Below are 19,892 nucleotides of genomic sequence, written 5' to 3'. Positions count from 1 at the left end.
AACTATTTCTTTCGAGCCTGCCATGCATCGCGACGCGCTCCTCACTCAGGATGAGCTGGATTTCATCCAGACCATGCAACACAACCCGCAGCTCAATGTGCGTGATGCGACGTCGAGCCTGCTCGTAAACGGCGGTTCGCAAATCCGTGACTTACTCACGCGCCTGGCAGCGCATGAACAAGTCACCATCCAGGCCAACTTCGACAATCAACAAATGACTTTCCCCCTGCACTTGGTGGAAGACGAGTTTCATGCGCTGCATCTGCGCCTGGGTGTTCCCAGTATTTATGAAGACGGTCCATTGGTGCGGCCATGGCGACTGGTGCTCGAAGAGCCGGTAGCGCTGGAAAATGCCCAGGGCCAACCCGGCACTATGTGGGTGCATGAAGTCTCGTTCAAAGGGGTTTTGCTCGAGGTTCGCAACAAGACCAAGGCACCGAAGCATTTCGCTTTGTGGTTCAGCCCTTCAGGCTATGAGCGAATCGCGCTGCGCGGCACCTTCGAGAAGGAAACCGAGCAAGGCTTCTACGCCTATCAATTGAGCCAGAGCGACACGGATGAAACCGAACGCCTGCGCCAGTTCATCCTGCAGCAACATCGTTTGACCCACCCTAGCCTGCATCTCTGAATTCAAGTATCCAGATTGCCCGCCAGGAACTGATTCAGACGCTGGCGCATCACCACGCCCTCGCTTCCCAGACAACCAATCGACGATCCGGCAAGGCTTTCCTGCGCCAGCTCGGACGCATCACCGGCCAGCAGCAACGGACAATCAAGGCTCATCGCCAGGCGATTCAGGCGCCGTGGAAGTTCGGGGGCCGGTACGTGATTGGAAAAAAGCACCAATGCCTGGGGTTTGATCCTTTCGCACACCAGGGTCAACTCATCAAATGGCTGCCCGATGGCTAACACGCGCACGCCGGCTTGTTCGCTGCTCAGGAACAAGGCTGCAATCAATAATTCAAGTTCCCGGCATTGGCCCGACAGGGCGCTGACGATGACTCGCCCTGGTTGCTTGTCACGGATCAACAGCAACCGTTGCGTGACCCGTGATCGCAGGAAACTATCCAGAAACAACCACTCGCTGACCCGGCCGAATGAATCCTGGCGTTGCAGCAACTGCTTCCAGAGCGGGAGCAGGATGTCCTGAAACACCACCGGCTGGCTGTAGCTGGAAAAGATCTGTCCGTATATCTGCTCCAGCAGCACATCGTCAAAAGCACTGACGGCGGCCTGAAGCTGCTGATGCCATTGCGCATAGTCAGCTTGCACGAGGTCGTTGGGGATCAGGTGCGACAACGCCTGAAGCGGCGCTGCCTTGGCCAGTATCTTGCCGATCTTGCTGACCGCGACACCGCGTTCGATCCAGCCGAGGATGCTGCGGACACGCTCGATATCGGCCATCGAGTACAGGCGATGCCCACTTTCGGTGCGCGTTGGCACGATCAGACCATAGCGTCGCTCCCACGCACGCAGCGTGACCGGATTGACGCCGGTCAGGCGAGATACTTCGCGAATAGGGAAGAGCTCTTCCTGCTCAAGAGATACAGCCTGCGGTACGCCTGAAGCACCATCAGTAAGTACGGGCATCTGCGCCTCAACGTCCATGCGTGGTTCGAGCGGCATTTTAACTCGCCTGCCCCATGATCATTCAAGCCATGCGCGATCGAAAAACACCAAATATGAAAACAGGTAGAATGCGGAATAATCCTTGCTTGTCACGACACGCAGTCCACCACCCCGGCACTGCGTTCAGCGAAGTTCCTACCCGGATCGATGCAAAAGCCTTACGGAGATACACAATGTCTACCTCACCCGTCACGCTGATGGTTGCACGTCGCGTTGCCGATGGGCGTTATCAGGATCTGATCGCCTGGTTACGCGAAGGCGAACAACTGGCCACCGACTTCCCCGGTTATCTCGGCTCCGGCGTGCTCGCTCCGCCGCCCGACGATAATGAATTCCAGATTATTTTCCGCTTCGCCGATGAGCAGACTCTGCACGCCTGGGAACACTCCGCCTCGCGTACGGCGTGGCTGGCGCGCGGTAGCGACTTGTTCGCCCATCCGATGGAACATCGGGTCAGTGGCATCGAAGGCTGGTTTGGCGCCGCAGGCCAGCGCCCACCACGCTGGAAACAGGCGGTGGCGATCTGGCTGGCTTTCTTTCCGGTGTCGCTGCTGTTCAACTTTGTTCTTGGACCGTTGCTGAGTGAAATGAGCCTGCTGCCTCGAATATTTGTCAGCACGCTGTGCCTGACCCCCTTGATGGTCTACTTCTTCATTCCACTGTCGACCCGGTTGTTGGCGGGTTGGCTCAATAGCAAGCCTGTGCGCCGGTTGTCCGCCGAGCCAAGCCCTCAAAGCCGCTGATCTCCCGGTGCAGGAGCGAGCCAGCTCGCGATGAACCTGAGAACGCTGCGGGGTATCAGGCTCCCAGCGTTATCGTTCACGACCATCGCGAGCTGGCTCGCTCCTACCGGGGGCGTAGGTGAACGCTGCAATGCGCTGGTATAGTTTTGCTCTTACCGCGACGCGAGCCGTTCATGACCTCTTCCGCAGCCCCCATCCTCATCACCGGCGCCGGCCAGCGGGTCGGCCTGCATTGCGCGCAGCGATTGCTCGAAGACGGCCATCGCGTGATTTTCAGCTACCGCAGCGAACGCCCCGGCGTACAAGCCCTGCGCGATCTGGGGGCGACGGCGCTGTTTGCCGATTTCGCCACCGAAGGCGGAATCCTTGCCTTCATCAGCGAGCTGAAAACCCATACCGAGAGCCTGCGGGCGATCGTGCATAACGCCTCCGAATGGCTGGCCGAAACCCCGGGGACCGAAGCCGAAGCCTTCACCCGCATGTTCAGCGTGCACATGCTGGCGCCCTACCTGATCAATCTGCATTGCGCCGACTTGCTCCAACGCTCGAGCCCCGCCGACATCGTGCACATCAGCGATGACGTGACGCGCAAGGGCAGCAGCAGGCACATTGGCTACTGCGCCAGCAAAGCCGGGCTCGACAGCCTGACGCTGTCCTTCGCCGCGAAATACGCGCCAGGCATCAAGGTCAACGGGATCGCCCCGGCCCTGCTAATGTTCAACCCTGATGACGACGCGGCCTACCGCGCCAAGGCGTTGGCCAAATCCGCACTGGGCATCGAACCCGGCAGCGAAGTGATCTACCAGAGCCTGCGCTATTTGCTCGACAACCCTTATGTCACCGGCACGACCCTGACCGTCAACGGCGGAAGGCACATCAAATAAGTGTCCCGCGAGGATTTTCCATGACGTTATCCCTGCCTCAGAACGCTCTGTCTCAGAGCTACCGCGAGATCCTGATCGGTCTGGGTGAAGACCCCGACCGCGAAGGCCTGCTCGACACCCCGGTGCGCGCGGCCAAGGCCATGCGCTACCTCTGCCATGGTTACGACCAGAGTGTCGAAGAAATCGTCAACGGTGCGTTGTTCGCTTCCGACAACGATGAAATGGTCATCGTCGACAACATCGAGCTGTACTCGCTTTGCGAACATCACCTGCTGCCCTTCATTGGCAAGGCGCATGTGGCTTATATTCCCACGGGCAAGGTGCTGGGCCTGTCGAAGATCGCACGGTTGGTGGACATGTTCGCCCGACGCCTGCAGATCCAGGAAAACCTCACCCGGCAAATCGCCGACGCGGTGCAGCAAGTAACCGGCGCGGCCGGCGTCGCGGTGGTCATCGAAGCCCGGCACATGTGCATGATGATGCGCGGCGTCGAGAAACAGAATTCGACCATGAACACCTCGGTGATGCTCGGCGCCTTCCGCGAATCGAGCAACACCCGCCAGGAGTTCCTGCAATTGATTGGACGGAGCAAGTAGTAATGCCACAACTTCAACCAGGCATGGCACGCATCCGGGTCAAGGACCTGTGCCTGCGCACCTTCATCGGCATCAACGAGGATGAAATCCTCAACAAACAGGATGTGTTGATCAACCTGACCATCCTCTACGCGGCCCAGGAAGCAGTGCGCGACAATGACATCGATCACGCGCTGAACTACCGGACCATCACCAAGGCCATCATCGCCCACGTCGAAGGCAATCGCTTCGCCCTGCTTGAACGCCTGACCCAGGAGATTCTCGATCTGGTCATGGCCAACGAGTCGGTGCTGTATGCCGAGGTCGAAGTGGACAAGCCCCACGCCCTGCGATTCGCCGAGTCGGTGTCGATCACCCTGGCGGCGAGCCGGACTACTGCGTAGCAGCGGCTAGCTACAAGCTTCAAGCGGCAAGCTGTAAACTTCGCCGCATCGCAAATCCAACTTGCAGCTCGACGCTTGCCGCTTGCAGCTGTCTCAGAGAGACCCCATGAACGATCAACAACGCCTGGAACTCGAAGCCGCCGCCTTTCGCCGGCTGGTGGCCCACCTGGACAGCCGCAAGGATGTGCAGAACATCGACCTGATGAACCTCTCGGGTTTTTGCCGTAACTGCCTGTCCAAGTGGTACAAGGCGGCTGCCGACGAACGCCAGATCGAGGTGAGCCTCGACGAAGCCCGCGAAGTGGTTTACGGCATGCCGTACGCCGACTGGAAAGCCCAATTTCAGCAAGAAGCCAGCGCCGAACAACAAGCGGCGTTCGCCAAAGGAAAACCCAATGAGTGATTTGAACACCCTGCGCACCAGCCTCAAAAGCGGCGAACACGCCTTCGCCGATACCCTGGCCTTCATCGCCGCCAGTTACGACTACCAGCCACAGGCGTTCAACAACGGTGGCGTGGAAAACGCCGCCGGACAGAACGAAGGTTCGTGCAAGACGCTGGGCCTGGCACTGCTGGAAGGTTTGAGCGATGAAGAAGCCCTGCTGGCGTTCGGCGAACACTACCGTTCCGTGTTGGCCACACCTGAAGGCAGCGATCACGGCAATATCCGTGCGTTGATGGCCCATGGTCTGGCCGGGGTGAAGTTTGCTCAGCAGCCCCTGACCCGCCGCTGATTTAAATTGTAGGAGCAGCCGGTCGACGCTCGACTGCTCGCGATGGACGACAGGGCACCGCGGGGTGTCAGGTTGCCAGTGTTATCGTTGACCACCATCGCGAGCGGGCTCGCTCCTACAAGCCAGCGTTCACAGCGTGCAAAGCACATCCCGACTTTTCAGATTGACCCGGCCACTTTATTTCGTTTGCCCGCTAGTACTGCTCACGGCTTAGATAAAAGGAAGTCTTCCTTCTTCCGAGCCGGTCATCCATGAGCAGCGAAAGCATCAGTCAGTCGATCAACATCGTTCACCCTGTCACGCTCAGCCACGGTAAAAACGCCGAGGTCTGGGACACCGATGGCAAACGCTACATCGACTTCGTCGGCGGCATCGGCGTACTCAATCTCGGCCATTGCCATCCGCGCATCGTCGAAGCCATTCGCGAACAAGCCACCCGCCTGACCCACTACGCGTTCAACGCTGCGCAACATGAACCCTACATCGCCTTGATGGATGGTCTCAGCGCGTTTATCCCGGTGGACTACCCCGTCAGTGGAATGCTCACCAACAGCGGCGCCGAGGCGGCGGAAAACGCCCTGAAGATCGTGCGCGGCGCCACCGGCCGCAGCGCCGTGATCGCCTTCGATGGAGGCTTCCACGGTCGTACGCTGGCCACCCTCAACCTCAACGGCAAAGTCGCGCCGTACAAACAGAAAGTCGGTGTGTTGCCAGGGCCGGTGTACCACCTGCCCTTCCCGAGCAAGGACAACGGCGTCACCTGCGCCGAGGCCCTGAAGGCGATGGAGCGACTGTTCAGCGTCGAAATCGACGTCGAAGACGTGGCGTGCTTCATTGTCGAACCCGTGCAGGGCGAAGGCGGTTTTCTGGCGATGGACGTTGAGTTTGCCCAGGCATTGCGGCGTTTCTGCGACGAGAAAGGCATTGTGCTGATCGCCGATGAAATCCAGTCCGGTTTCGGCCGAACCGGCCAACGCTTTGCGTTCTCGCGACTGGGCATCGAACCCGATTTGATCCTGCTGGGCAAAAGCATCGCGGGTGGCGTGCCGCTGGGTGCGGTGGTCGGGCGTAAATCGCTGCTCGACAACTTGCCCAAGGGCGGGCTGGGTGGCACCTACTCCGGCAATCCCATCGCCTGTGCCGCCGCGCTGGCGACGCTGGATGAAATGACCGATGCCAACCTGAAAGCCTGGGGCTCGCAACAGGAAGAAGCGATCGTCAGCCGCTATGAAGCGTGGTGTGCGAGCAAGCTGTCGCCGTATCTGGGTCGACTGACTGGCGTCGGTGCCATGCGTGGCATCGAAATGATCAAACCTGATGGCACACCGGCAGCCGCACAACTGACGCAACTGCTGGCCCTGGCGCGGGACGCCGGGTTGCTGCTGATGCCCAGCGGCAAATCACGCCATATCATTCGGCTGCTGGCACCGTTGACCACCGAGGCCGCGGTGCTGAAGGAAGGGTTGGATATTCTCGAAGCGTGCCTGAAGAAACTGGTCTGAACACATTCCCCCCGTAGGAGCGAGCCTGCTCGCGATGGACGACAGGTCACCGCGAGGTGTCAGGTTGCCAGCGTCATCGTTGACCACCCTCGCGAGCGCGCTCGCTCCTACAGGAATGAGGTTTTTTCGACGCAATAAAAAAACCGGCCGAAGCCGGTTTTTTTCCGATCGCAGAATCAAGCGTTCTGCAGATTATCCAGGTAGCGCTCGGCATCGAGTGCCGCCATGCAACCGGCGCCGGCCGAGGTGATGGCCTGACGGTATACGTGGTCAGCCACGTCACCGGCCGCGAAGATACCTTCGATGTTGGTCGCCGTGGCATTGCCATCACGGCCGCCCTGCACAACCAGGTAGCCATCTTTCAACGTCAGCTGACCTTCGAACAGCGAAGTGTTCGGGGTGTGGCCGATGGCGATGAACACGCCGTCGACTTTCACTTCGTCAAAGCTGCCGTCGTTGTTCTTCAGACGCGCGCCAGTCACGCCCATGTTGTCGCCCAGGACTTCGTCCAGGGTAGCGTTCAGTTTCAGAATGATCTTGCCTTCGGCCACGCGGGCGTTGAGCTTGTCGATCAGGATTTTCTCGGCGCGGAAGGTTTCGCGACGGTGAATCAAGGTCACGGTGCTGGCGATGTTGGCCAGGTACAGCGCCTCTTCCACCGCCGTGTTACCGCCGCCCACCACAGCCACTGGCTTGTTGCGGTAGAAGAAGCCGTCGCAGGTCGCGCAGGCCGAAACGCCTTTGCCCATGAACGTTTCTTCCGACGGCAGGCCCAGGTAGCGCGCGCTCGCACCGGTGGCGATGATCAGCGCATCGCAGGTGTAGGTCGCGCTGTCGCCGGTCAGGGTGTAAGGCTTGGCAGCGAAGTCCACGGCATTGATGTGATCGAAAACGATCTCGGTTTCAAAGCGCTCGGCGTGCTCTTTCATACGTTCCATCAGCGCCGGGCCGGTCAGGCCGTGGACGTCGCCCGGCCAGTTGTCGACTTCGGTGGTGGTGGTCAGTTGACCGCCAGCCTGCATGCCGGTGATCAGCAGTGGCTTGAGGTTGGCACGGGCGGCATAGACCGCGGCACTGTAACCGGCAGGGCCGGAACCGAGAATAATCACTCGCGAATGACGGACTTCAGACATGACCTGCTCCTGTTGACCGGCCCGGAACACCTGGCGCGGATCGCCGGTTTGCCGGCGGGAATAAAAAAGGACCATTGAAAGCACTTGGGGAAGGCTTGAACTCGACAGTCCTGTAAAAAGAATGGGTGCAGCGTATCGAGGGGGCGAAGATTAAGGAAATACGGTTTAACAATCCAGCTCATAGGTGGTCTCTATCCCGGAAGCGTGATTATCAGGACGCCTTTGTTACAGTTAATGTCGATGCCGCTACCGCGCTTTCACCCGTCAGGCAAAGCCGGTAAGGTCGGCGCGTTTTCCCTCTGCTCGGAGCACGTTATGCCCGCCCCTGTTCTGTCCGGCCCGCAATACCTGCGCGAAGGCCTGAAACTGGTTCTCAGCCCCAGCCTGCGTCTTTTTGTATTGCTTCCACTTGTCATCAATCTGGTGCTGTTCGTCGGATTGATCTATCTGGCTGGTCACCAGTTCAGCCTATGGGTCGACACACTGATGCCTTCCCTGCCCGACTGGCTGAGCTTCCTCAGTTATGTCCTGTGGCCACTGTTCGTCGTGCTGGTGCTGTTGATGGTGTTCTTCACCTTCACCATGCTCGCCAACGTCATCGCCGCACCGTTCAATGGCTTCCTGGCGGAAAAAGTCGAAGTGGTGGTGCGCGGCACCGACGACTTCCCGACCTTCAGCTGGGGCGAGCTGATCGCCATGATCCCCCGCACCCTGGGCCGGGAAATGCGCAAGCTCGGTTACTTCCTGCCCCGGGCAATCGGCCTGTTCATTCTTTCGTTCATCCCGGTGGTGAACATCATCGCCGCGCCGTTGTGGCTGCTGTTCGGGGTCTGGATGATGGCGATCCAGTACATCGACTACCCGGCGGACAACCACAAGCTGGGCTGGAACGAGATGCTCGCCTGGCTGCGGCAGAAACGCTGGCAGAGCATGAGTTTCGGCGGCATTGTTTATCTGGCGCTGCTGATTCCGGTGGTCAACATCCTGATGATGCCGGCCGCGGTGGCCGGGGCTACCTTGTTCTGGGTGCGTGAGCGCGGTGCCGAGAACCTGGTGACCCAACGCTGATACGGTCACAAATCCATCACGCAAACGCCATAACGCCGACATGGCCTCAGCCGACACTGAGGTCATGACGACAGCTCTGCATATCACCCTGATCACCGAAACCTTCCCTCCCGAAATCAACGGCGTGGCCAATACCCTTGGTCGTTTGTGCGAGGGTTTGCGCGCGCGCGGGCATCAGGTGGAGTTGATTCGGCCGCGCCAAGGCTGCGATCAGCAACTGAGCAGCGACGATGAGTTAATGCTGTGCCGGGGCTGGCCGCTGCCGGGCTATCCCGGTTTGCAATGGGGTCAGTCGTCAATGCACAAGCTGTTGCGCCGCTGGAAGCGCCATCGCCCGGATGTGCTGTACATCGCCACCGAAGGCCCATTGGGGTTATCGGCACTGCGAGCGGCACGGCGCCTGGGGATATCGGTGGTCAGCGGCTTTCACACCAATTTCCAGCAGTACTCCCACCAATATGGGCTCGGCTTGTTGACGCGGCTGCTGACCCACTACCTGCGCTGGTTCCACAATCGTTCGACCATGACCCTGGTGCCCAGCGTCAGTCAGCGAATGGAGCTGGAACGGCGTCACTTCGAGCGCCTGGCGTTGCTTTCCCGAGGGGTCGACAGTCAATTGTTTCACCCCTCCAAACGCTTGAACGCCCTACGCGAGCAATGGGGATTGGCCGAAGAAGACATCGCGGTCATTCATGTCGGTCGCCTGGCCCAGGAAAAAAACCTGGGATTGCTCAAGCGCACCTTCCACACCCTCAAGGCCAGTTATCCACAGCGCACCCTGAAGCTGATCGTGGTCGGCGACGGTCCGCAGCGCCAGGAACTGCAAAACGAATTGCCCGAGGCGATTTTCTGCGGCACTCAGCGCGGTGAAGCCTTGGCCTGTCACTATGCGTCGGGGGATGTATTTCTGTTTCCGAGCCTGACCGAAACCTTTGGCAATGTAGTGCTTGAGGCGCTGGCCTCGGGGCTGGGGGTCGTGGCCTACGATCAGGCAGCGGCAGCCCAGCATATTCGCCATGGCTACAACGGCGTACTGGCGATGCCGGGGGATGAAGAAGCGTTCTGCGATGCGGCGGCGTGGCTACTGGAAGAGCGGGAAACCTTGCGCTGCGTTCGGCTCAATGCACGCCAGCATGCCAGTCGCCAGGGCTGGGCGTCGATTATCGAGCAGTTCGAGGGGCAGTTACGGGGGGCTTGCGTGGGGGAGCAGGTGGTGTCGAACGCGTCGATAGTCCCTTGAACACTTACTGACTTTGAGGCCCCCATCGCGGGCAAGCCCGCTCCCACAGGTTTTGTGTACAACGCAAGACACTGTGTAAGCGGGCTTGCCCGCGATGGGACCGGAACAGGCGCCTTTAACTCAACGTCATCAATGCTTCGCGACTGAAGGGCAGGATGTCCTGCTCACGACCTTCACGCACCTTCTGCGCCCAGTCCGGATCGACCAACAGCGCACGACCCACCGCGACCAGGTCGAACTCGTCGTTGTTCAAGCGCTCCAGCAGTTTTTCAAGACTGGCCGGTTGCGCGACCTTGTCGGTGTTGACCATGAACTGCAGGAACTCGCCATCCAGACCGACGCTACCGACGGTGATGGTGGGCTTGCCGGTGAGTTTGCGGGTCCAGCCCGCTAGGTTCAGTTCGGAGCCGTCGAACTCCGGCTCCCAGAAGCGGCGTGTCGAGCAGTGGAAAATATCCACGCCGGCGTCGGACAACGGCTGGAGAAATTCGCCCAGGGCTTGCGGGGTTTGTACCAGACGGGCGGTGTAATCCTGCTGCTTCCACTGCGAGAAACGGAAGATGATCGGGAAACCTTCGCCGACCGCCGCACGTACCGCCTGGATCAATTCGATGGCGAAGCGCGAACGGTTGGCCAGGCTGCCGCCGTATTCGTCGGTACGCTGGTTGCTGCCTTCCCAGAAGAACTGGTCAATGAGGTAGCCGTGGGCACCGTGGATCTCCACGCCGTCCATGCCGATGCTCTGGGCATCCCTGGCGGCCTGGGCGAACGCGGCGATCACGTCCTGAATATCTTGTTTAGTCATGCCGTGAACCACGACCTGACCGTCCTTCACTTTTTCCGACGGACCGTAACCCGGCACGCTGGCGTCCGGCTCGGTGCCGATGCGACGCACGCTGCCCACGTGCCACAGTTGCGGAACGATCTTGCCGCCTTCGGCGTGGACGGCGTCGACGACTTTCTTCCAGCCTGCCAGGGCGGCTTCGCCGTAGAAGTGCGGGACGTTCGGGTAGCCATTGGATGCCTTGTGACCGACGGTGGTGCCTTCAGTGATTATCAGGCCAACGCCAGCGGCAGCACGACGACGGTAGTACTCGATCACTTTGGAATTGGGTACACCGCCCGGGGAAAACGAGCGGGTCATCGGCGCCATGACGACGCGGGTCGGCAGTTCGAGGTTGCCAAGGTGGAACGGTTTGAACAGGGCTTGGACGGGCATGGGGACGCTCCACGAAGGATTACTTTATGACGGCGATAATATGGAGATCCGCAAGCGCTGGATAGCACTATTGATTTCGGTGATTAAGGAGAAAAAGGTTACGAATAACCCTGTAGGAGCGAGCTTGCTCCGGGCGGCGTTCCGACGATGGACCTGAGAACGCTGCGGGGGGTCAGGTTTCCCGCGTCATCGTTCACGACTATCGCGAGCAGGCTCGCTCCTACAGGTGGGGAGATCAGCTCAGGGCTTTTTCAATCGCCTGAATGACGCTCGGATCGTCCGGCGACGTACGTGGCGAGAACCGCGCCAGTACACGCCCGTCTTTGCCCAGGAGGAACTTTTCGAAGTTCCAGGTGATGTCACCCGGGAATTCCGCACCCTCGCCCGCCAACAGTTTGTACAGCTGATGACGTTCATGCCCGTTGACTTCCAGTTTGCTGGACAACGGAAAAGTCACGCCATAGTTGAGGCTGCAAAACTCCTGGATTTCTTGCTCGGTGCCTGGCTCCTGTCCGGCAAACTGGTTGCACGGCAAGCCCAACACGCTGAAGCCTTTGGCCTTGTATTGCTGGTAGAGATTCTCCAGCGCCGCGTACTGTGGGGTCAGGCCACATTTGGAAGCAACGTTGACCACCAGCACCACGTGCCCCTTGAACGGCGCCAAAGGTAGCGCCTGACCATCAAGGGCTGTCAATTTAAGGTCGTGAAAAGCACTCATGACGAACTCCAGATTCCCGTGTTCTTCTCGAAACAGCCACTTATCGGTGTCGCCTGGGACAGCCGCAGACTAAAAAGGCGCCCTCGGGGCGCCTCTCCAGTAATCGAAAGCTTAGCGCAGAAAATCAGTGGTGATGACCACCTTCGCCATGGACGTGGCCATGAGCGATTTCTTCCTGGCTGGCATCACGGATATTGATGATCTTGACCTGGAAATTCAGGCGCTGACCGGCCAACGGGTGGTTGCCGTCGACAGTCACGTCGTCGCCGTCCAGATCGCGGATGGTCACGATCTGCATCTGGCCGTCCGGAGCGGAAGCGTGGAACTGCATGCCCACTTCCAGCTCATCAACGCCTTCGAACATGCTGCGGCTCAGTGTGCTGACCAGTTCGGCAGCGTACTCGCCATAGGCATCTTCAGGTTCAACGGCTACGGTCAGCTCGTCGCCGACTGCTTTGCCTTCCAGTGCCTTTTCCAGGCCCGGAATGATGTTACCTGCGCCTTGCAGGTAGACCAGCGGCGCGCCGCCGGCTGAGCTGTCGATGACCTCACCAGCGTCGTTGGTCAGGGTATAGTCGATGGAGACAGCCTTATTGGCGGCAATCAGCATGGGGCGAGACCTTTTGCATAAGAATAATGAAAGACCCAGTTTAGCGAAGCAATCGTCCGAAAGCGAACACAACCCGGACAGACGGATTGCGACGATCACCGGCTTTCATCAAGACGAGGACGGACACTGGGTGGCCGAGCTTTCCTGCGGCCACACACAGCACCTGCGACACCAGCCGCCCTGGCAGTCCCGCGCCTGGGTCACGGACCCTGCACAGCGCCATGAAAAAATAGGCCAGCCCTTCGATTGCGGTTGGTGCGCACAAGGCTCGGTTAGCGATAACCTTGGCGACTGAATTTCGGTAGATCGTCAGATATAGATGATCACCACTGCCATGCACCTCCAGAGAATCCGCATGCAAACTTTTTTTATCGCACCCACCGATTTTGGTGTGGGTCTGACCTCCATCAGCCTCGGGCTGGTCCGTACACTTGAGCGTGCCGGCCTCAAGGTCGGCTTTTTCAAACCGATCGCTCAGCCGCACCCGGGTGACACCGGGCCTGAGCGCTCCACCGAACTGATCGCCCGCACCCACGGCCTGAAACCTCCACAGCCACTGGGCCTGGCCCATGTCGAGCGCATGCTCGGCGACGGTCAGCTGGACGAGCTGCTCGAAGAAATCATCACGCTTTATCAACAGGCGGCCATCGGCAAGGACGTGCTGATCGTCGAAGGCATGGTCCCGACCCGCAGCGCCAGCTATGCCGCACGGGTCAATCTGCACCTGGCCAAAAGCCTCGACGCCGAAGTGATCCTGGTGTCGGCGCCGGAAAACGAAGTGCTGACCGAACTGTCCGGTCGCGTCGAGTTGCAGGCGCAATTGTTTGGCGGCCCGAAAGACCCGAAAGTCCTCGGCGTGATCCTCAACAAGGTGAAGACCGACGAAAGCATGGAGGCCTTCGCCGCACGCCTTAAGGAGCATTCGCCGCTGTTGCGCAGTGGTGACTTCCGCCTGCTGGGCTGCATTCCGTTTCAGCCGGAACTCAACGCCCCGCGCACCCGCGACGTCGCCGACCTGATGGGCGCACAAGTGCTCAACGCCGGCGACTACGAAACCCGGCGCATGTCCAAAATCATCATCTGCGCGCGCACCATGCGTAACACCGTAGAGCTGCTCAAACCGGGCGTGCTGGTGGTGACCCCCGGCGACCGCGACGACATCATCCTCGCCGTGAGCCTCGCCGCCATGAATGGCGTACCGCTGGCCGGCCTGCTGCTGACCAGCGACACCCTGCCCGACCCGCGCATCATGGACCTCTGCCGTGGCGCCTTGCAGGCCGGTTTGCCGGTGTTGTCAGTGAGCACCGGCTCCTATGACACCGCCAACCAGTTGAACGGCCTGAACAAGGAAATTCCGATCGACGACCGCGAGCGCGCGGAAATCATCACCGATTTCGTCGCCAGCCACCTCGACGCCAACTGGCTGCACCAGCGTTGTGGCACGCCACGGGAAATGCGCCTGTCGCCGGCCGTATTCCGCTATCAACTGATTCAGCGTGCGCAGAACGCCAACAAGCGCATCGTCCTGCCCGAAGGCAGCGAGCCGTTGACCGTGCAGGCCGCAGCGATCTGTCAGGCCCGCGGCATTGCCCGTTGCGTGTTGCTGGCCAAACCGGCAGACGTTGAAGCCGTTGCACGCGCCCAAGGCATCGAGCTGCCACCGGGGCTGGAAATCCTCGACCCGGACCTGATTCGCGAGCGCTACGTCGAACCGATGGTTGCCCTGCGCAAAAGCAAAAGCCTCAACGCGCCCATGGCCGAGCAACAACTGGAAGACACCGTGGTGATCGGCACCATGATGCTGGCGCTGGATGAGGTCGACGGCCTCGTGTCGGGCGTTATCCACTCCACCGCCAACACCATTCGCCCGGCCCTGCAGCTGATTAAAACGGCGCCGGGCTGCACGTTGGTCTCGTCGGTGTTCTTCATGCTGTTTCCGGAAGAGGTGCTGGTCTATGGCGACTGCGTGATGAACCCGCACCCGAGCGCCAGCGAACTGGCCGAGATCGCCCTGCAAAGCGCCGATTCGGCGGCAGCGTTCGGCATCACGCCACGCGTGGCGATGATCAGTTACTCCAGCGGTGAATCGGCCAGCGGCGAAGAAGTCGAGAAGGTTCGCGAGGCTACGCTGCTTGCCCATGAGCAACAGAACTCGCTGTTGATCGACGGCCCGTTGCAATACGATGCCGCCGCCAACGAAACCGTGGCCCGGCAACTGGCACCGAACAGTCAGGTGGCCGGTCGCGCCACGGTGTTCGTGTTCCCCGACCTGAATACCGGCAACACCACTCACAAAGCCGTGCAGCGCAGCGCCGACTGCGTCAGCCTCGGCCCGATGCTGCAAGGCCTGCGCAAACCGGTGAATGACTTGCCGCGCGGTGCGCAAGTCGACGACATCGTCTACACCATCGCGTTGACCGCGATCCAGGCAGCCAACCGACCTATGGACGTTTAAATGCTGGTTTTTCTACCTGCCGCCGTGCTCGGTGTCATTGCTTCGTTGCTATTGGCACTCAATACAATCCTGCTGTGCTCATTCCTGTTCTGCGTGGCGCTGATCAAGGTACTGCCGTTCGCCTTCACCCAGCGCATCGCCGGATGGTTGATGAGCCATACCCACGAAGCGTGGATCAGTATCAATAAAGGCTGGATGAACCTGGTCCGTCGCACCCGTTGGCACATCAGCGGCCTGCAAGGCCTGGACTACCAGCATTCGTACCTGATCACCAGCAATCACCAGAGCTGGGTCGACATCCTGGTGCTGCAATACGTGCTCAACCGCCGCATCCAGCCACTGAAGTTCTTTCTCAAGCAAGAACTGATCTGGGTCCCGGTGATCGGCCTGGCGTGGTGGGCGCTGGGCTTCCCCTTCATGAAGCGCTACTCCAAGGCCTACCTGGAGAAGCATCCGGAAAAGAAAGGCAAAGACCTGGAAACCACCCGCAAGACCTGCGCAAAGTTCCGCAATAATCCGGTGGGGATTTTCAACTTCGTCGAAGGCACGCGCTTCACCGAAGGCAAGCATGCCCAGCAGCAGTCACCCTTTAAGTACCTGCTCAAACCCAAGGCCGGCGGCATTGCCTTTGTGCTGGATGCCATGGGCGAGCAGTTGGAGTCCATCGTCAACGTGACCATCCACTACCCCGCCGGGCGTCCCGGTTTTTGGGATTTGCTGTGCGGGAATATTGCAGATGTGGTGGTGCACTTTGAAGAGCTGAAAATTCCGCCCCAGTTCATCGGCAAGAACTACGACCAGGACGGCGAGTACCGCCTGCAGTTTCAGGGCTGGATCAATCAGCTGTGGCAGGACAAGGATGCGTTGCTGGGGCAGATGCATCGACAGTATCCCGCGAAGTAAAAAGGCGTCTGATCCGACCTCATCGCTGGCAAGCCAGCTCCCACAATGATTTTCAGTGGGTACAGGTGTTGTGTACGACCGAGAAACCTGTGGGAGCTGGCTTGCCAGCGAAGGCGATATTGAAAACACAAAAAAAACCGCCGATGATCACTCATCGGCGGTTTTTTTATTTGCAGCTAACGCTTAGATCGCGCCACGCTTGCGCAGCAGATCCAGCACTTGCTTGACGCTTTCTTCCAGCGACAACGATTGGGTGTCGATCACCAGATCGGCATCCAGCGGTACGTCGTACGGGAAGGACTCGCCCGGGATGTTATCGCCGGCCGCCGCGTACAGGCCTTGTGGATCGCGTTCGGCACAGACCGCTGGCGAAGCCTGGACGTAAACCGTCAGCAGACGCTCTTTGCCGATCAGTTCCTTGGCCTGTTCACGACCTTCGGAGCTCGGCGCAACGAAGGCCGCCAGGGTCAGCAAACCGGCTTCGTTGAACTGACGCGCCACGTGCGCGGCACGACGCCAGTTCTCGGTACGCCCGGCGCGATCCTGTGGCAGACCCTTGTTCAGGTCGTGACGCAGGTTCTGGCCATCGAGCACATACACCGCACGGCCCATGTCGAACAGCTTGCGCTCCACGGCATAAGCCAGGGTGCTCTTGCCTGCGCCCGACAAGCCGCTGAACAACACGGTGGCCGGTTGCTGGCCGAAGCGCTGGGCGCGTTCTTCGGTGGCGACGTGGGCCAGTTTGCCGTGGTGCGTGGCGCTGCCGTGTGCCAGAGGCTGGGCGACGATCATGCCGGCGCCCACGGTGCCGTTGGTCAGGCGGTCGATGATGATGAACGCGCCGGTGGTGCGGTTGCTTTCGTAACCGTCGAGGGCAATCGGCGCGTCAAGCGCGATCTTGACCTTACCGATTTCGTTCAGCTGCAATGCGCTGGCCGGGCCTTCTTCGAGGGTGTTCACGTCGACCTTGTTGACGATGCTGGCAATGGAGCCCGGCACGTAACTGGTGGCGCGCTTGATGTCGTATTTCTTGCCCGGCAGCATCGGCTCTTCAGCCATCCACACTAGCATTGCTTCGAAGCTGTCGGTGACGGGCGGCACGTTGTCGGCGTGGACCAACAGGTCGCCGCGGGAGATGTCGATTTCGTCTTCCATGGTCAGCGTCACCGCTTGACCGGGACCTGCATGCTCCAGCTCGCCTTCGAAGGTGACGATCGATTTCACGCGGCTGCTCTTGCCCGACGGCAGAACCACGACTTCGTCGCCTTTCTTGACGATGCCGCTGGCCAGGGTGCCGGCGAAACCACGGAAGTTCAGGTTCGGACGGTTGACGTACTGCACCGGGAAACGCAGGTCGGTGAAGTTGCGGTCGCCCGCCACTTCCACAGTCTCGAGAATTTCCATCAGCGACTGGCCGGTGTACCACGGCGAGCGCTCGGACTTGTTCACCACGTTGTCGCCCTTGAGGGCAGACATCGGCACGAAGTGCATGCTCGTCGGCTTCATCTTCAAGCCTTCGGCGAACTTCAGGTAGTCGGCCTTGATCGACTCGAACACGCCCTGATCGAAGTCCTTGAGGTCCATCTTGTTGATGGCGACGACGATGTGCTTGATGCCCAACAGCGAGGCAATGAAGCTGTGGCGACGGGTCTGGGTCTGCACGCCGTAACGGGCGTCGACCAGGATGATCGCCAGGTCACAGGTGGATGCACCGGTGGCCATGTTGCGGGTGTACTGCTCATGGCCAGGGGTGTCGGCAATGATGAACTTGCGCTTGGCGGTGGAGAAATAGCGGTACGCGACATCGATGGTGATGCCTTGTTCACGCTCGGCCTGCAGGCCGTCGACCAGTAACGCCAGGTCGATGTCTTCGCCGGTGGTGCCGACTTTTTTCGAGTCGCGGGTAATGGCTTCCAGGTGATCTTCGTAGATCATCTTGGAGTCGTGCAGCAGACGCCCGATCAGGGTGCTCTTGCCGTCGTCGACGTTACCGCAGGTCAGGAAGCGCAGCAGCTCTTTACGTTCGTGCTGGCCCAGGTAGGCGAGGATGTCCTCGCTGATCAAATCAGATTGATGCGACATGACAGCCCCTTAGAAATAACCTTGACGTTTCTTGTCTTCCATCGAGCCGGCGCCATCGTGGTCGATGACACGGCCCTGGCGCTCGGAAGTTCGCGTCAGGAGCATTTCCTGAATGATGTCCGTGAGGCTTTCGGCCTCGGACTCCACCGCGCCCGTCAACGGGTAGCAGCCAAGGGTACGGAAACGCACTTTCTTTTTGACGATGCGCGCTTTGTCTTCATCGCTCAGGTGTTCGAGGATGCGCTCGTCGTCGATCATGATCAGCGTGCCGTTCTTCTCGATGACTTCACGCTCGGCGGCGAAGTACAGCGGGACGATCGGGATGCCTTCAAGGTAGATGTACTGCCAGATGTCCAGTTCGGTCCAGTTCGACAACGGGAACACACGAATGGATTCGCCCTTGTTGACCTTGCCGTTGTAGACGTTCCAGAGCTCCGGGCGCTGGTTTTTCGGATCCCAGCGGTGCTTGCTGTCGCGGAACGAGTACACGCGCTCCTTGGCGCGGGATTTCTCTTCATCGCGACGGGCACCACCGAAAGCGGCGTCGAAACCATATTTGTCCAATGCCTGCTTCAGGCCTTCGGTCTTCATGATGTCGGTGTGCTTGGCACTGCCGTGGGTAAACGGGTTGATGCCTTGCGCCACGCCGTCCGGGTTCACATGGGTGATCAGGTCCAGGCCCAGCTCGGCGACCATCTTGTCGCGGAACTTGTACATCTCCTGGAATTTCCACCGGGTGTCGACATGCATCACCGGAAACGGCAGCTTGCCAGGGAAAAACGCCTTGCGTGCCAGGTGCAGCATCACGGCGGAGTCTTTACCGATGGAGTACAGCATCACCGGGTTATCGAACTCGGCGGCCACCTCGCGGATGATGTGGATGCTTTCCGCCTCCAGCTGTTTCAGATGCGTCAGTTTGTCGACCATGGCTACTCACGAAAGCTTTCTTATGAACGGCCAGCGGGCCGTGTTCGAGCGGGGAATCCTAGCACAGCGCCCACTTCTAATCAGGACGCCAACTAGAACGAAAGAGCATATGAATATGCCCCCTCGTTTGGGCAGAACGCACCGCCCCCCCCTGTAGGAGCGAGCCTGCTCGCGATGAACCCGAGAACGCCGCGGGGTGTCAGGCCCCCAGCGTTATCGTTGACGAACATCGCGAGCAGGCTCGCTCCTACAGGGATTGCGTTTTTTCAGATGGGGTTCGGGCAATCGATGAAGATGTGCTCCAGCGCAAATCTGCGCGCCAGATAGTCACCCAGTGCCTGAACGCCATAACGCTCGGTGGCGTGGTGGCCGGCGGCGATGAAGCTGATGTCGTTTTCCCGCGCGCTGTGGAACGTCTGTTCGGAGGCCTCGCCGCTCAGGTACAGATCGACACCCGCCAGAATGGCCTGATCGATGTAGCCCTGACCGCCCCCCGTGCACCAACCGACCCGACGAATCATCTCGCTGCCCTCGACCAGCAATGGCTCGCGGCCCATGACTTCCTGGACCCGGCGGGCAAAATCCCGAGGCATCATCGGCTCACTCAACGAACCGACCAGACCGACAATCTTCAGGTTGTCCGGATCCAGCGGGCCTTCGACAGTGATGTCGAGCTGCCGGGCCAACTGCACGTTGTTACCGACATCCGGGTGCAGATCCAGCGGCAGGTGATAGGACAGCAGGCTGATATCGTGCTTGAGCAATGTCTTCAGGCGACGCTGCTTCATGCCGGTGATGCACGGGTTTTCGCCCTTCCAGAAATAGCCATGGTGCACCAGCACCAGGTCGGCGTTGGCTTCCACGGCGGCATCGAGCAACGCCTGGCTGGCGGTGACACCACTGACAATGCGCATCACTTGCGGCCGGCCTTCGACCTGCAGGCCGTTGGGGCAGTAATCGGCAATTTTCGAACTGCTGAGGTAACGGTCGGCTTCTTCGACCAGGGTGCTCAAGGCGACGGCCATGAAAGACTCCTAAATATCCCGTTCAGAGGCACGCGCGGCCT

21 protein-coding genes are annotated in these 19,892 nt (G+C 59.9%); 13 read left to right on the top strand and 8 right to left on the bottom strand.

Translation table 11 applies throughout. The features are described from left to right. Nucleotides 1–22: 22 nt before the first annotated feature. Nucleotides 23–628 carry a hypothetical protein gene (locus GQ39_RS29730; protein ID WP_047537820.1) on the top strand — a complete coding sequence of 202 codons (606 nt, stop codon included), beginning with the start codon at nt 23–25 and terminating at the stop codon, nt 626–628. A 2-nt stretch (nt 629–630) separates the two neighbouring features. On the opposite strand, the gene GQ39_RS29725 is transcribed toward GQ39_RS29730, so the two are convergent. Then, nucleotides 631–1,590, bottom strand: a complete 960-nt coding sequence (locus GQ39_RS29725) for a MerR family transcriptional regulator (protein ID WP_047539321.1) — start codon at nt 1,588–1,590, stop codon at nt 631–633. 212 nt (nt 1,591–1,802) lie between these two features. Here GQ39_RS29725 and GQ39_RS29720 point away from each other — a divergent pair, with 212 nt between their 5' ends. The 7 genes from GQ39_RS29720 to GQ39_RS29690 all read left to right on the top strand — a co-directional run bounded on the left by GQ39_RS29720 (nt 1,803) and on the right by GQ39_RS29690 (nt 6,471). Next, nucleotides 1,803–2,372 (top strand): antibiotic biosynthesis monooxygenase, encoded by a 570-nt coding sequence (locus tag GQ39_RS29720; protein ID WP_047537817.1) that lies wholly within the window; start codon nt 1,803–1,805, stop codon nt 2,370–2,372. Nucleotides 2,373–2,545: 173 nt separating this feature from the next. Beyond that, nucleotides 2,546–3,256, top strand: coding sequence for a dihydromonapterin reductase (folM, locus tag GQ39_RS29715; RefSeq protein WP_047537814.1), 711 nt, complete (start codon nt 2,546–2,548; stop codon nt 3,254–3,256). A gap of 20 nt (nt 3,257–3,276) precedes the next feature. Beyond that, the gene (folE, locus tag GQ39_RS29710) at nt 3,277–3,852 is read left to right on the top strand and encodes a GTP cyclohydrolase I FolE (RefSeq protein ID WP_047537811.1); all 576 of its coding nucleotides are present in this window, start codon (nt 3,277–3,279) and stop codon (nt 3,850–3,852) included. Between the two features lie 2 nt (nt 3,853–3,854). Beyond that, on the top strand, nt 3,855–4,235 hold the full coding sequence (folX, locus tag GQ39_RS29705; RefSeq protein WP_047537809.1) for a dihydroneopterin triphosphate 2'-epimerase: 381 nt from the start codon (nt 3,855–3,857) through the stop codon (nt 4,233–4,235). Nucleotides 4,236–4,341: 106 nt separating this feature from the next. Continuing rightward, nucleotides 4,342–4,638, top strand: a complete 297-nt coding sequence (locus tag GQ39_RS29700) for a DUF1244 domain-containing protein (RefSeq protein WP_047537806.1) — start codon at nt 4,342–4,344, stop codon at nt 4,636–4,638. Beyond that, nucleotides 4,631–4,969 (top strand): HopJ type III effector protein, encoded by a 339-nt coding sequence (locus GQ39_RS29695; protein ID WP_047537803.1) that lies wholly within the window; start codon nt 4,631–4,633, stop codon nt 4,967–4,969. Before GQ39_RS29700 ends, GQ39_RS29695 begins: the two co-directional genes overlap by 8 nt. Before the next feature lie 251 nt (nt 4,970–5,220). Continuing rightward, nucleotides 5,221–6,471 (top strand): 2-aminoadipate transaminase, encoded by a 1,251-nt coding sequence (locus GQ39_RS29690; protein ID WP_047537800.1) that lies wholly within the window; start codon nt 5,221–5,223, stop codon nt 6,469–6,471. A gap of 176 nt (nt 6,472–6,647) precedes the next feature. On the opposite strand, the gene trxB is transcribed toward GQ39_RS29690, so the two are convergent. After that, nucleotides 6,648–7,604 (bottom strand): thioredoxin-disulfide reductase, encoded by a 957-nt coding sequence (gene trxB / locus GQ39_RS29685; RefSeq protein WP_047539318.1) that lies wholly within the window; start codon nt 7,602–7,604, stop codon nt 6,648–6,650. Between the two features lie 315 nt (nt 7,605–7,919). Between trxB and cysZ the strand changes: the two genes are divergently transcribed. After that, nucleotides 7,920–8,672 carry a sulfate transporter CysZ gene (gene cysZ / locus GQ39_RS29680; RefSeq protein ID WP_047537797.1) on the top strand — a complete coding sequence of 251 codons (753 nt, stop codon included), beginning with the start codon at nt 7,920–7,922 and terminating at the stop codon, nt 8,670–8,672. Nucleotides 8,673–8,712: 40 nt separating this feature from the next. Continuing rightward, entirely contained in the window at nt 8,713–9,912 is a 1,200-nt protein-coding gene (locus tag GQ39_RS29675; RefSeq protein ID WP_047537794.1) for a glycosyltransferase family 4 protein, read from the top strand. Nucleotides 9,913–10,027: 115 nt separating this feature from the next. Here GQ39_RS29675 and GQ39_RS29670 read toward each other — a convergent pair whose 3' ends face one another. From GQ39_RS29670 to GQ39_RS29660, 3 genes are all read right to left on the bottom strand, one after another. Further along, entirely contained in the window at nt 10,028–11,131 is a 1,104-nt protein-coding gene (locus GQ39_RS29670) for an NADH:flavin oxidoreductase (RefSeq protein WP_047537791.1), read from the bottom strand. Nucleotides 11,132–11,366: 235 nt separating this feature from the next. Next, complete coding sequence (locus GQ39_RS29665; protein WP_047537786.1) at nt 11,367–11,849, bottom strand: glutathione peroxidase; 483 nt, start codon at nt 11,847–11,849, stop codon at nt 11,367–11,369. A 124-nt stretch (nt 11,850–11,973) separates the two neighbouring features. After that, nucleotides 11,974–12,459 carry an FKBP-type peptidyl-prolyl cis-trans isomerase gene (locus GQ39_RS29660; RefSeq protein ID WP_008054392.1) on the bottom strand — a complete coding sequence of 162 codons (486 nt, stop codon included), beginning with the start codon at nt 12,457–12,459 and terminating at the stop codon, nt 11,974–11,976. Here GQ39_RS29660 and GQ39_RS32050 point away from each other — a divergent pair. Genes GQ39_RS32050 through GQ39_RS29650 form a run of 3 tightly spaced genes read left to right on the top strand, consistent with a single transcriptional unit; the run spans nt 12,428 to nt 15,817 of the window. Further along, the gene (locus GQ39_RS32050) at nt 12,428–12,754 is read left to right on the top strand and encodes a DUF3565 domain-containing protein (RefSeq protein WP_081997997.1); all 327 of its coding nucleotides are present in this window, start codon (nt 12,428–12,430) and stop codon (nt 12,752–12,754) included. The two genes, GQ39_RS29660 and GQ39_RS32050, sit on opposite strands and share 32 nt — an antisense overlap. 60 nt (nt 12,755–12,814) lie before the next feature. Further along, nucleotides 12,815–14,914 carry a phosphate acetyltransferase gene (gene pta, locus GQ39_RS29655; protein ID WP_047537783.1) on the top strand — a complete coding sequence of 700 codons (2,100 nt, stop codon included), beginning with the start codon at nt 12,815–12,817 and terminating at the stop codon, nt 14,912–14,914. Next, nucleotides 14,915–15,817 carry an acyltransferase gene (locus GQ39_RS29650; RefSeq protein WP_047537780.1) on the top strand — a complete coding sequence of 301 codons (903 nt, stop codon included), beginning with the start codon at nt 14,915–14,917 and terminating at the stop codon, nt 15,815–15,817. Between the two features lie 183 nt (nt 15,818–16,000). On the opposite strand, the gene cysN is transcribed toward GQ39_RS29650, so the two are convergent. From cysN to GQ39_RS29635, 3 genes are all read right to left on the bottom strand, one after another. After that, nucleotides 16,001–17,899, bottom strand: a complete 1,899-nt coding sequence (cysN, locus tag GQ39_RS29645; protein ID WP_047537777.1) for a sulfate adenylyltransferase subunit CysN — start codon at nt 17,897–17,899, stop codon at nt 16,001–16,003. A gap of 9 nt (nt 17,900–17,908) precedes the next feature. Then, a complete protein-coding gene (cysD, locus tag GQ39_RS29640) occupies nt 17,909–18,826 on the bottom strand; it encodes a sulfate adenylyltransferase subunit CysD (protein WP_034147080.1) in 918 nt (305 codons plus the stop codon). A 266-nt stretch (nt 18,827–19,092) separates the two neighbouring features. After that, the gene (locus GQ39_RS29635) at nt 19,093–19,851 is read right to left on the bottom strand and encodes a Nif3-like dinuclear metal center hexameric protein (protein ID WP_047537773.1); all 759 of its coding nucleotides are present in this window, start codon (nt 19,849–19,851) and stop codon (nt 19,093–19,095) included. Nucleotides 19,852–19,892: the final 41 nt, after the last annotated feature.

Source organism: Pseudomonas sp. 11/12A (genome assembly GCF_000800055.1).
Classification (GTDB): Bacteria; Pseudomonadota; Gammaproteobacteria; order Pseudomonadales; family Pseudomonadaceae; genus Aquipseudomonas; species Aquipseudomonas mohnii.
This window is presented reverse-complemented; position numbering and strand designations above follow the sequence as displayed.